The organism is Streptomyces incanus (genome assembly GCF_042656345.1).
In the GTDB taxonomy this organism is placed as follows: domain Bacteria; phylum Actinomycetota; class Actinomycetes; order Streptomycetales; family Streptomycetaceae; genus Streptomyces; species Streptomyces incanus.
Window position 1 is genome coordinate 71,965 of sequence record NZ_JBHSPC010000085.1, and the last position, 11,872, is coordinate 83,836.

Below are 11,872 nucleotides of genomic sequence, written 5' to 3' on the forward strand. Positions count from 1 at the left end.
CCGGTCACCGGAACAGCGGCACACCGCGATTCCGGGCCGAGAGGTACGCGCACGCCCCGATCGGACCGGTGTCCCTCAGGTACCACGTTCAGCTCCTCTTCGGCCTGTGCCACTGTGCAGCACCATGGCCACGGCCCTGCGACGACACCGACCCTAGTCTATTCATACGGAAGTGCGGATGACAGTGACTGATGGGGTGGATGCGGTGCTTCTCGAGAGAATGCGGTTCGACGGCCAGGGCGTCGTGGTCACCGGCGCGGCCGCGGGGATCGGCGCGGCGACGGCCCGCGCCTTCGCGGAGCTGGGGGCGTACGTCATCGCGGTCGACCGCGACAGCGAACGGCTCCCGGCGCTCGCCGAGAGCCTCGGCGACGCCCAGCACACGCTGGTGACCGCGGACGTCGCCTGCGCCGGCCACATCGACCGGATCGTCCGGGCGGTGGCGTCCAGCGGCGTACCCCTGAAGACGTTGGTCAACAACGTCGGCGTCAACGACAAACTGGCCGCCTCGGACACCACCCGGGAGCGCTGGCACCGGGCCCTCGACCTCAACCTGAGCGCGAACGTCTTCCTCACCCAGGCACTGCTCGACCCGCTGCTGGAGTGCCCGACCGGTGGAAGCGTCGTCAACGTCTCCTCGGCCCACGGACTGGTCGGCATGCCCGGCGCCGCCAGCTACGCGACCTCGAAGGCCGGACTGATCGGATTCACCAAGCAGCTGGCCGCAGAGCACTCCGAAGCCGGCCTCCGGGCCAACGCGGTCTGCCCGGGCCTGACGCTCACCGAACGGATCACCGAACGCGGAGCCCTTCCCGAGGACCAGCGTGATCGCCTCCTCGGGCGGCGCTTCGCCGAGCCTGGCGAGGTCGCCTCGTGCATCGCCTTCCTGGGCTCCGACGCCGCATCCTACCTCACCGGCGCCGTCCTGCCGGTGGACGGCGGCTACACCGCACGCTGACGACGGACCCCCGGCCGACCCGATCGGGCCGCGGACCGGCACCGCGCCCTTGACGGGATGCCGGTCCGCGCCCCGTCAGGCGGTCGGCATGCCCATACGGTTTCCGTACGGCAGCGCGCCGGCGGCCGAGACGGTCACGGCGAGCCGGCCGACCCGCTCGATCTCGACGACGATCTCGTCCCCGTCGGCGAGGGGGCCGACCCCCTCCGGGGTGCCGGTGGCGATCACGTCACCCGGCTGCAGGGTCATCACGGAGCTCGCGTACGCGATGAGCCGGCTGACACCGTAGATCATCCGGCTGGTGTTCGAGTCCTGGCGCAGTTCCCCGCCGACCCAGCACCTCAGGGCGAGGTCGTCCGGGTCGCCGACCTCTTCGGGGGTGACGACGACCGGGCCGAGGGGCGTGAACGTGTCGTAGGACTTCCTGGTCGAGCGGTCCTCGGTCGAGCGGGTCGTGATGTCGAGGACGCAGGTGTAACCGAAGACGTAGTCCAAGGCGTCCGACGCCGACACGTGCCGGGCCTCCTTCCCGATGACGACCGCGAGCTCGCCCTCCTGGTCGGTGCGCACGTCGGTGTAGGGCAGTTCGACCGTCCGACCCGGCCCGATCACGGACGTACTGGCCTTGAGGAAGACACCCCACTCCACGATCGTGTTCGGGTTGCCCATCTCCGCGACGTGAGCGCGATAGTTCGCCGGCGCACCGATGACCTTCCGCGGGAACGGCAGTGGCGCGTCCCAGGCCGCACCGCCGACGTCGGCCGCCGGGGCGCTGCGCACCTCGGCGGCGCTCAGCGGCCGACCGCGCTCGATCAGCCTCTGGAGCGGGCCGGCCGGACCGGCCGGCGGGCCCGCCAGGGCGGTGACGTCGTGGGCCGCGCCGTCCGGCAGGACGGCGATGAGGCGGTCGTCGAGTACTCCGAAGCGCATCCGGACTCCTTGGTGGACTGGTGTGAGTGGGGTCAGATCCAGGACCCGGGCCCGGGACCTGTCGAGGCGCGCCCGGCCGGCCGGGCGGCGAGGGCCGCCGCGTGGCCCGGGCGATCCGGCCGGCGGGCGACGTCGTCGCCGGGCAGGCGGGACGGCTCGGCGGGTGCCCCGTCGCTCAGGGCCCCGACAACACCGAGGAACACCGCCGTGCGCGGTTCCTTCCCGGTGCGGGTCCCGGCGAGATCGGTGGATGGAGGCACACCTGCGGAGCCTAGGCACCGATCAGCACGCCCACCTGAACGCGATGCCACCTGGTGACACAGCCGCATGGCTCGCTCCCCGCGACACGAAGGACTCTTCTGAGCACCACCCTCCCCACCTCTGGAGGAACAGCTTGAGTACGACAGCCGAAAGCCGTGCAGCGGCGAGCACCGGTCCGAACTTCGCGGTTCCGGGAGAACCCGACGCCGCCTTCTACGGGCGTCTGGGCGAGGCCCATCTCGCCCCCCTGTGGCGTGTCCCCGGCACCGACGCTCCGGAGCCGGTGGTCACCGACGTTCCCCACGTCTGGCACCGACGCGACGTCATGGCACTGATGGACGAGGCCGCCACGGCGGTCGACCTGGGCGGTGAGTCCGATCGCCGCGCCCTCAACGCCGTCAACCCCGCGCGCCGCAAGGGCACCACGCACACGATGATCGCCGGCTACCAACTCGTCCTGCCCGGCGAGACAGCCCCCGCGCACCGGCACACGCCGTCCGCGATCCGGCTCATGCTCTCCGGCTCCGGCCACACCATGGTCGAGGGAGAGCCGATGCTGATGAACCCGGGCGACCTCATCCTGACCCCCGGCTGGACCTGGCACGATCACCGCAACGACGGCGACGAGCCCATGCTCTGGCTCGACGCGCTCGACGTCCCGTTCGTGCAGACGATGAACGCCCAGTTCTACGAGGACTTTCCCGGCAAGCAGCTCCAGCCGCTCACCCAGGCCGAGGACGCGAGCACCAACCGGTACGGCACCGGGATGGTTCCGTACGGCACCCGCTCCGGGACACTGCACTCGCCACTGACCAAATACCCGTACGCCGCGACGAAGGAGGCCCTCGCCAAACTCCGGGTGGACGAGGGCTCCCCGGAGCACGGGGTCGAATTGGAGTTCACCAACCCCCTCACCGGCGGGCCGGTCCTTCCGACGATGACCTGCGGGATGCACCTGGTGCCCGCCGGCAACGCCTCGATCACGCGCCGGCACACCTCGAGCGTCATCTTCTGCGCCGTCGAGGGGGCCGGCCACACGATCATCGACGGTGAGCGCTTCGACTGGGAGCAGCACGACTTCCTCGCGATCCCGTCCTGGTCGACGTACCGGCACGTCGCCGACGACGGAACCGACGCGGTTCTCTTCAGCATGAACGACCGACCCCTGTACGAGCCGTTCGGGCTCTACCGCGAAGAGCGGGAGGAGCAGTCATGACCGCACCTGACAAGATCGTCGTCGTGGGCGGGGGAATCGGCGGCGTGAGCGCCGCCGTCGCCCTCGCCAAGCGCGGGATGGAGGTCACCGTCCTGGAGCGCGCCCCCGAGATCAAGGAGATCGGCGCCGGCCTCCAGCTCGGCCCGAACGCCGGACGCGTCCTCCAGGACCTCGGCGTCATGGACGCCGTCCTGCGCACCGCGGTTCTCCCGCACCGCTTCGTCCTGCGCGACATCTACACGGGCAACGAGATCTACCAGGCCACGATGGGCAAGGAGCTCGTGCAGCGGTACGGCGCCCCGTACACCGTCATCCACCGCGCCGACCTGCTCGACGCGCTGCTGGAGGTCGCCCTCGCCACCGGCAACGTCGAGGTCGTGACCGGCAAGGAGGTCGTCGCCGTCGAGCAGACCGACACCGCCGCGCACGTCCAGTGCGCCGACGGCAGCACCTATCGGGGCGACGCCGTCATCGGCGCCGACGGCCTGCGCTCGGCCGTACGCAGGCTGACGCTGGACGACTCCGAGCCGATCCGGTCGGAGTACGTCATCTACCGCGGTCCCGGGCCCCGGCCGGAGGGCACCGAGGACGCCGTCATGCTCTTCGCCGGCGACGAGATCCACCTCATGCAGTACCCCGTCCAAGGCGGCGAGCTGCTCAACCGGGTGCTCTCCTTCCGCAGCCGCACGGCGGCACCCGGCAGTGAGGAATGGGCCACCCGCGAGGAGCTCTTCGAGCGGTTCGCGAACACCTGCGACCACATCAAGGAGTCGCTGCACACTCTCGACCTGGAGACCAGATGGGTGCAGTTCGACCGCAAGCCGATGGCCGGCTGGAGTGACGGCCGCATCACCCTGCTCGGCGATGCCGCGCACCCGATGCGGCAGTACCTCGCCCAGGGTGCCGGTCAGGCCATGGAGGACGCGGTCGTGCTCGCCGACGCGCTGGGAAGCGGCGCCGCGGACGTCCCGGCCGCCCTCGCGAAGTACGAGGAGATCCGCTACCCGCGCACCAGCGCGGTGCAGGAGAACACCCGGTTCTTCGGCGAGATGGTCCACCTCGGCGGCGCCGGTGCCATCCTGCGCGACGCCTACCTCGGCACGCTCGCCGACAACGACTACTCCCTGGCCCAGTGGCTCTACGGCACCGACGGCGTCGCACCGCCGAGGGTGCCCGGCCACATGGACATCTACTCCAAGAGCTGAAGGCGGCTGACGATCCTCTGATGAGCAAGCTCAACCTGACCATCGCGGCCACCAACTACGACCGCCTGCGCGCTCTGCAGGACGGACGGGTGCGGGCCGAGGGCATCGACCTCAACTACCTGACCCTCCCGGTCGAGGAGATCTTCCACCGCCAGATCAAGCACCACGAGTTCGACCTGAGCGAGATGAGCCTGTCGTCGTACGTGCTCACTCTGGAGCAGGGCGCGCCGTTCGTCGCCGTCCCCGCCTTCCCGTCACGCTACTTCCGGCACCAGTCGATGTTCGTCAACCGCAACAGCGGCATCGCCTCACCGGCCGACCTGAGGGGCAAGCGCGTCGGCCTGCCCGAGTACCAGATCACCGCGGGTGTCTGGCAGCGCGGCATGCTGGAGGACGAGTACGGCGTCGCCGTCGAGGACATGCGGTTTTTCACCGGAGGCGTCGAGGACAGGGGCCGCAGCGAGAAGATCCGGCTCGACCTGCCCGAGGGCATCTCCGTGCGGCCCATCGGTCCCGAGCAGACGCTCTCGCAGATGCTCGCGGCCGGTGAGCTCGACGCGGTCTTCAGCGCCAGCACGCCGTCCAGTTTCCACACCAGCCCCGACGTGACCCGGCTCTTTCCGGACTACAAGGCGGTCGAGGCCGACTACTACCGGCGCACCGGGATCTTCCCGATCATGCACGTGGTGGCGATCAGACGTGACGTCGTCGAGACGAACCCGTGGGTGCCGCTGTCGCTCTTCAAGGCGTTCGAGCAGTCGCTCGCCCTGGCCCGGGAGGACCTCGAGTACCGCAGCTCGCTCAAGCTGATGCTGCCGTGGCTGGCCCACCACCTCGAGGAGACCGTCGAGGTGATGGGCGAGGACTTCTGGAAGTACGGGGTGGAGGCCAACCGCCACACCCTGGAGACGTTCCTGCGCTACTCCAGGCGTCAGGGACTCGCCAAGCGGAAGTGGAGCCCGGAGGAGCTTTTCGCCCAGACCACCACCGCCGCAGGCTTCACGGTCTGACCAGGATCGCCGTCAGCTCGGCGAGGTCGTCGACCTCGTCGAGCCGGCCGAGCAGTTCGAGGGCGTCGTCGGCACGGGCCGGCTCGAGCATCCCGGTGAAGCACCAGTTGGCACGGAACTTGGCCTCGATCCGGGCCGCGCTGAGCGGGGACGAGAGCGGGTTGCCCGTGGCCGTGTCGCGACTGGCGGTCAGGGACGTACCGTCCCGCAGCCCGACCGTGAGAGTCGCTGCCTCGGGGGTCGCCATCGGACGGCCACCCGTGATCGAGACGCGGTCGGCCAGCGCCGCGACGGCGGGGTCGCCGACCGCCTCCTCGGTGTAGTCCGCCAGAGCTGCCCGGCCGCGGAGCAGGGCGCTGGCCGCGGCGTACCGCAGACTGAAGATCGCGTGCCCCTGCGGGTTCCGGCCGGGGGCGAACGGCTGGTCCAGCGGGGAGTCGACGTGCATCGGCGCGACGTCGAGGTGGATCCGGCCGATCTGCCGGGCGCCCGCGCCGGCCTCACGGAGCCGGGCGGAGATCTCGAGCGCGCAGTCGATCGCCGAGTGGGTGAAGCGGCATGCGGGGTAGGGCTTGAAGGTCGCGTCACCGTGGAAGACGGCGCCGAGACCATCCGCCACGACGTCCAGGTCGACGCCGTCGCAGTACATGTCGATGTAGCCGTTCGGACCGAAGAACGGATCGGCGCTGCCGGTCCAGCCGTGGGCCGCGAGCTCCGCTGCCTCGATGCCGTCGCGGGCGGCCAGGCCCTGGGCCAGCTTGAAGGTGTGGGCGCCGGCGTCGATCGCCTGGAAGGTGCCGCCGAGCTGGTGGAGCACGATCCCGAACGCGTCGCGCAGCCGGAGTTCGTCCAGGCCGAGGAGCCTGCCGGCGATCGCTGCGACGCCGAACTTGTTGACCAGTCCCGGACTGTCCCATCCGGCTCCGGGGACGTACGTCGCTCCCGCCGTGAGCCGGGCGGCCAGGTCGTCGCCGAGAACGAGGGCGGTGATCAGCTCACGACCGGACGCGCCGGTGCTCTCCGCCACCGCGAGGGCTGCCGGCACGGTGGACTCGGAGATGTGCGACCAGACAGGGGTGGTGCCGATGTAGGGGATGAGCACGCCGAAGTCGTTGCCGCGGGCCGCGATGGCGTTCGCGAACGCGGCCGGGGCGGTCGGGAGGCGCTCTCCGCTGGGCAGGACCGTGGCGCAGGGCCTTCCGCCCCGAGCGACGAGGAGGCTGCGCAGTTCAGGGCTGCCGGCGGTGTCCGCACCGCCGATGACGCAGCCGACGATGTCGGTGATCCGCTGCTTCGCGTGCCGGACGGTTGCCGCGGGGAGGTCCTCGAAACGCGTGCGCGTCACGGCGGCGAGGATCGCCGCCGTGACCTCGGAGGGGACGGGCGCCGTCATATCCGGCTCCCCGTGCGGGCACCGTCAAGGGTCGCGTGGACCAGTCGGCGGGGGGCCAGGGCATCCCCCACGCGATAGAACTCGCCGGCGGTCTCGGGGAAGGGCACCGGCGTGGAGGTGGTCACGAAGACCACCGCGTCGACCTGCCCGATCGAGCTGATCCGGCCGCTGAAGACGTCGCGCAGCTCAGGCTCCACCCCCGCCTTGTGGAACCGGGTCACCGGCCGGATGTCGACCTGCTTCTCGTGGAGCCGCTTGGTGAGCAGATGGAGGATGGACGGCTCGGCGCTCTGCCCCGGGAGCAGGCACTCCGAGATCAGCGTGACGCTCCTGCCCGCCTGGGCGAGGTAATCGGCCGCCGCCAGCGGGGCGACGTGGTCGTTGAGCCCGCCCACGACCAGCACCCGGTCACCGATCCGGTCGAGGTCCTCCTCCAGCAGCGAGAGCCCGGAGTAGACCGGCACGTCGTCGATCCCGGCCATGTCGGGGATGTCGGGCACCGAGCCCGTGGCCACGACCAACGCGTCGGCACCGTACGCGGCGATGTCCCCGGGCCCTACCTCGCGGCCGAGCTGCACCTCGACGCCCGCCTCGTGGACCTCCCGGACCAGGTCGCCGAGCAGGTTGGCCATCTCCTTGCGGAACGGGTCGCTCACGAGGGTCGCGATCTTGCCGCCGAGCCGGTCGGACCGTTCGGCGAGCACGACGTCGTGCCCGCGCTGAGCGGCGGTCCTGGCGGTCATCAGACCGGCCGGGCCGCCGCCGATGACGAGCACCTTCTTGCGGCGGACGGGGTCGGGCAGGTCGAGCTCGTCCTCCCGGCCGGCCCAGGGGTTGACCGGGCAGGAGGAGGCGCGGTCGGGGTAGTGGCACTCGTTGATGCCGATGCATTGGTGGATCCGGTCGGCACGCCCGCCGGCGGTCTTCCGGATGAAGTCGGGGTCGGCCAGCAGCGCCCGGGTGGTGCCGATCAGGTCGCAGACGCCCTCTTCGAGGAGCCGCTCCATCAGCTGGGGGCTGTTCATCCGGCCGGTCAGGCCCACCGGGATCGAGACGGCGGCCTTGACGGCCGCCGCGGCCTCGGCGTTGAAGCCGGGCTCGAAGAGGGTGGAGGCGACGTACGGGAGAACGACCCCGTCGTGCAGCGCCATGATCGTGCCGGCGGTGATGTTGACGTAGACGAGGTCCTTCTCGACCGCCTTGACGATCCGGCAGATCTCCTCGGTGGTGAGCCCGTCGGTCTCGGCCTGGTGGCCGCTGATCCGCATCGCGATCGGGAAGTCGGGGCCGCATGCCTCGCGGATCGCCGCGATCGTCTCGACGAGGAACCGTGTCCGGTTCTCCAGCGAGCCGCCGTACTCGTCGGTGCGACGGTTGGTGGTGCGGGAGAGGAACTGCTCGATCAGGTAGCCGTGGGTGGCGTGGATCTCGACGCCGTCGAGGCCGGCCCGCTGGACGCGGGAGGCCGCACGTGCGAAGAGACGCACGACCCGCTTGACCTCGCTGGTGGACAGCTCGTGCGGCTGGGCTCGCACCTGTGGGTCGGGCAGGCCGCTGGGAGACACCATCGCCTGGAACGTCTCGGGCAGCCGGATCGCGCCCCGGTTGGCGACCTGGCCGAAGGCGACTCCGCCGTGCCGGTGCACGACCTCGGCGCGAGCCCGGAGCGACGGCAGGAGGCGCTCGTCGTAGTAGGCGTCGCCCTCCTCGGTCTCGGCGTCCGGACCGTTGTCGATGTCGTGGACGCCGACATGGTCGAGGTGCCCGGTGTCCACGAAGGCGAGGGTGGAGATGGCCTCGTGGAGCACCGGGATCCCGACCAGCCCGACGCCGCCGGCCACTCGGGTCTCGAGGTACTTGAGGTAGCGCTCCTCGCTCAGCTTCGGGTTGTGCGTGGTGAGCATGATCCGGTTCGGGATCGTGAAGCTCCCGACCGTGACCGGGGAGAGCAGGCGGCTGTAGGCAGCGTCGGGCATGGGGGTCTTCCGTCCTTTACGCGATGAGGTCCTACGACGTCGTCCGAAGGCGCGTCACATCGTGGTCCGGTAGCGGTCACCGTGGAGTCGCACCAGCTGGTCGTTGCGGTAGGCCACCGCCGCCGGGTCCATGTCGGAGGACGGGACGGGCTCGGGGATGAAGGCGTTGTACGGGTCCTCGCCGCGTACGAGCGTGGCGTAGTCGGTGGGCTCGCCCTCGCGCTCGTACGGCGCCATGTAGCGCACCGCGATGCCGACGCGGCGCTGGTCGGAGCGGCTCGGGGCCGAACCGTGGAAGATGAACTGGTGGTGCAGGGAGAACTCCCCCGGCTCCAGGACGAGCGAGGTGGCGTCGTCCTCGTTCACCTCGACGGCGATCTCCTGGCCCTGCGAGAGCAGGTTGTCCGTGCCTTCGACGAAGGAGTGCGGCGCCTGCTCGGTGTGCGTGCCGGCCACGACCTTGAGGCAGCCGTTCTCGGGGATGCTGGGAGCCAGCGCGATCCAGGCGGTGAGCATCTCCCCGCCCGCGGGGATGTTGGAGAACGGCGCGTCCTGGTGCCAGGCGACGAAGCCGGGATGGTGCGGGTCCTTGATGAAGAACGACGAGCCCCAGCAGTAGATGTCGGGACCGATGATGCTCTCGACCACGTCCAGCACCGGGTCGAGCCGGATGATCTCGTTGACCCAGGGCAGCACCAGGTGGGACTTGGAGCGGAGGACGGGGCCGGCCTGCGGCCCGTGCTCGGCCTCGAAGGCATCCAGCCGAGCCCGGTAGGACGCCGCCCGATCGGTGCTCATGGCGCGCATCGGGAAGAGGAAGCCGTCGCGTCGGTAGTCCTCGACGCGGGACTCGGCGAGTGTTGCAGTCATGGATGAGCCCCTATTCATGCGTAGTTTCGTAAGTCCAGAACACCAGATGAAATTCATCTGGTCAATCGGATGACTCATTCTTTTACCGCACGTACGGCTCAGCCGACCCGCTTGTGGCCCCAGAAGTGTGCGGCGCTCCAGCGCCCGGGGACCCAGGTCTCCTCGTCGATCTCCAGGCCGCCGTAGCCGTACTCCATCTCCCAGCCCGACGGCGTCTTGACGTAGTAGGAGACCATCTCGTCGTTGGTGTGCTTGCCCAGCGTCGAGCCGAGTGCGGCGGCCCCGTCGAGGACCTTGTCGTACGCACGTCCGACCGTGTCCATGTCGTCGACCTGCACCATCAGGTGGCCCAGGCGAGGAGCGACGCCGGGCCGGTTGGCGAAGGCGATGGAGTGGTGGCGCGGGTTGCAGTGCAGGAAGGTTCCCGGGTCGGGACCGATGTCGATGAAGTCGCTCAGCCCGAGTTCGAAGATGTCCAGGTAGAGCTCGCGGAAGGGGGCCGAGGAACTGACCGCGAACATCACGTGGCCGATGCCCATGTTCTTGGTGACGAAGCGGGCGCCGGTCGGCGAGATGAACGGCGTCTGGTCGCGCCGGGCGCCGTAGTAGACCTCGACGCCGTTGCCATCGGGGTCCTCGAAGGCGAGATAGTCGGTGACCTCTCGGGAGGCGGCCTCCTCGGTCGTGGCGCGGTGCGGGGTGTAGCCGTGATCGCGCAACTTCTTTTCGATTGCCTCGATGTCGCCCGGACCCCGGACCTCCCAGCCCACCGCGTCGATGTGCTCGACCTCGCCCCGGTGAAGGTCGATGCGCCAACTTCGTTCGTCGAGCCGGAGCTTCAGCCGGTCCTCGGTGTGCTCGACGATCTGCATGCCGTGCACATCGCTGGCGAAGACCTTCCAGGCGTCGATGTCGCGTACGGTCGCGACCAGGTATCCGAACTCGCGGATGCGTCTCATCTCTCCTCCTGTTGCATGCAGGTCCCAGGCCGTTGTGCATGCCTTCTCGGAGTGTGGTGCCGGTCACGCGCATCGCTCATTCCTGCGGTGCCACTGCGTGAAACCGCATACAGCGACCCAAACCACATGCCGGGACACCATGTGCCGATGCTCGCCAACCCTCAGACCACGCAGCCGCCGCCGTGGGACGAGACCCGGAAACACGCCGACCTCGAACGCGCGGCCAACATGCTCATCAACGCCGACCTGACCGGACGTCCGGCCCGAGGCGTCACCGCCCTGCTGGAGCCGTACGCCGAACAAGGCGCGGAGACAGTCGCGTCACTCAACTTCCGGCGAGCCACGGACGAGGGCTGCCGTGTGGCCGGGCGGGCGGTGTCCTTGCCGGAGTCTCCGGACGGGGCGGTCGCTGTCGGTGGCTACTACCTCAGCAGCTCGGTGCACGGCTCGGGAGCGGTGATCCCGAGCAACCAACTCGTCCAACCGCTGGTCACGGGTGCCTTCGCCATCCGGATCGGCACCCCGCTGCACCACCTCGACGTCACCGTGCCTGAGATCCATGCCGCCGCCGCAGGGATGTACGCAGCGCTGGCGGTCAACAGTCGGCGGACCGTCATCGACGAGCCCTCGACGACGCTGGAGCGCATCGCGGACAACGCGCACGCGGGGCATGTCGTCGTCTCCGACACCTGGCTCGCTCCCACGGGCGTAGACCTCGCCTTGATCGGGCTCGATCTGGCGACGGACACCGCCGCGGGACGTTTGTGGCCGCATGCGGGGACGTGGACGCAGCTCGCCCATGCGCTGCGTCGTTCGATCGCGCTGTTCGGCCCGGTCCAACCCGGTGAGGTCGTGGTCCTGCCATGCCAGGGGCGTGCTCTCGAGCTCGCACCGGACGCCACCGCGACGCTGACCGCCGGGCCTTTCGGAACCGTGCGGGTCAGCCACGGCCAGGGCAGCTATGAGGAGGGGTTCGAGCCCCTGACACCCGCGAACTGACTTGCGTCACGACACTGAACTTGAATTCGTGATGTCGGATGCTCCTATGCTTGTCAAGCCGCTGGAGCAAGGTCGGTTTGAGTGATTTGCGCGGT

Annotated in this window: 11 protein-coding genes; 5 read left to right on the forward strand and 6 right to left on the reverse strand. The window is 69.8% G+C overall.

Annotation, left to right across the window (positions count from 1 at the left end; genetic code table 11):
- Positions 1-205: 205 nt before the first annotated feature.
- Positions 206-958, forward strand: coding sequence for an SDR family NAD(P)-dependent oxidoreductase (locus ACFP2V_RS26015; protein ID WP_381217279.1), 753 nt, complete (start codon positions 206-208; stop codon positions 956-958).
- 75 nt (positions 959-1,033) lie between these two features.
- On the opposite strand, the gene ACFP2V_RS26020 is transcribed toward ACFP2V_RS26015, so the two are convergent.
- Together ACFP2V_RS26020 and ACFP2V_RS26025 are read right to left on the reverse strand one after the other, a co-directional pair.
- Entirely contained in the window at positions 1,034-1,888 is an 855-nt protein-coding gene (locus ACFP2V_RS26020) for a fumarylacetoacetate hydrolase family protein (RefSeq protein ID WP_381217282.1), read from the reverse strand.
- Positions 1,889-1,920: 32 nt separating this feature from the next.
- Positions 1,921-2,148 carry a hypothetical protein gene (locus ACFP2V_RS26025; protein ID WP_381217285.1) on the reverse strand — a complete coding sequence of 76 codons (228 nt, stop codon included), beginning with the start codon at positions 2,146-2,148 and terminating at the stop codon, positions 1,921-1,923.
- Positions 2,149-2,282: 134 nt separating this feature from the next.
- Here ACFP2V_RS26025 and ACFP2V_RS26030 point away from each other — a divergent pair, with 134 nt between their 5' ends.
- Genes ACFP2V_RS26030 through ACFP2V_RS26040 form a run of 3 tightly spaced genes read left to right on the forward strand, consistent with a single transcriptional unit; the run spans position 2,283 to position 5,580 of the window.
- The gene (locus ACFP2V_RS26030; protein WP_381217288.1) at positions 2,283-3,365 is read left to right on the forward strand and encodes a cupin domain-containing protein; all 1,083 of its coding nucleotides are present in this window, start codon (positions 2,283-2,285) and stop codon (positions 3,363-3,365) included.
- A complete protein-coding gene (locus ACFP2V_RS26035; protein WP_381217291.1) occupies positions 3,362-4,570 on the forward strand; it encodes an FAD-dependent oxidoreductase in 1,209 nt (402 codons plus the stop codon). Before ACFP2V_RS26030 ends, ACFP2V_RS26035 begins: the two co-directional genes overlap by 4 nt.
- 20 nt (positions 4,571-4,590) lie before the next feature.
- The gene (locus tag ACFP2V_RS26040; RefSeq protein WP_381217295.1) at positions 4,591-5,580 is read left to right on the forward strand and encodes a PhnD/SsuA/transferrin family substrate-binding protein; all 990 of its coding nucleotides are present in this window, start codon (positions 4,591-4,593) and stop codon (positions 5,578-5,580) included.
- On the opposite strand, the gene ACFP2V_RS26045 is transcribed toward ACFP2V_RS26040, so the two are convergent.
- From ACFP2V_RS26045 to ACFP2V_RS26060, 4 genes are all read right to left on the reverse strand, one after another.
- The gene (locus ACFP2V_RS26045; RefSeq protein WP_381217298.1) at positions 5,570-6,973 is read right to left on the reverse strand and encodes an MmgE/PrpD family protein; all 1,404 of its coding nucleotides are present in this window, start codon (positions 6,971-6,973) and stop codon (positions 5,570-5,572) included. The genes ACFP2V_RS26040 and ACFP2V_RS26045 overlap by 11 nt on opposite strands.
- Positions 6,970-8,949, reverse strand: a complete 1,980-nt coding sequence (locus ACFP2V_RS26050; RefSeq protein ID WP_381217301.1) for an FAD-dependent oxidoreductase — start codon at positions 8,947-8,949, stop codon at positions 6,970-6,972. The genes ACFP2V_RS26045 and ACFP2V_RS26050 overlap by 4 nt, the downstream gene beginning before the upstream one ends.
- A gap of 54 nt (positions 8,950-9,003) precedes the next feature.
- The gene (locus ACFP2V_RS26055; RefSeq protein WP_381217304.1) at positions 9,004-9,819 is read right to left on the reverse strand and encodes a phytanoyl-CoA dioxygenase family protein; all 816 of its coding nucleotides are present in this window, start codon (positions 9,817-9,819) and stop codon (positions 9,004-9,006) included.
- A gap of 98 nt (positions 9,820-9,917) precedes the next feature.
- Positions 9,918-10,778 (reverse strand): VOC family protein, encoded by an 861-nt coding sequence (locus ACFP2V_RS26060; protein WP_055592538.1) that lies wholly within the window; start codon positions 10,776-10,778, stop codon positions 9,918-9,920.
- A gap of 147 nt (positions 10,779-10,925) precedes the next feature.
- On the opposite strand from ACFP2V_RS26060, the gene ACFP2V_RS26065 reads away from it, so the two are divergent.
- The gene (locus ACFP2V_RS26065; protein ID WP_381217307.1) at positions 10,926-11,777 is read left to right on the forward strand and encodes a hypothetical protein; all 852 of its coding nucleotides are present in this window, start codon (positions 10,926-10,928) and stop codon (positions 11,775-11,777) included.
- Positions 11,778-11,872: the final 95 nt, after the last annotated feature.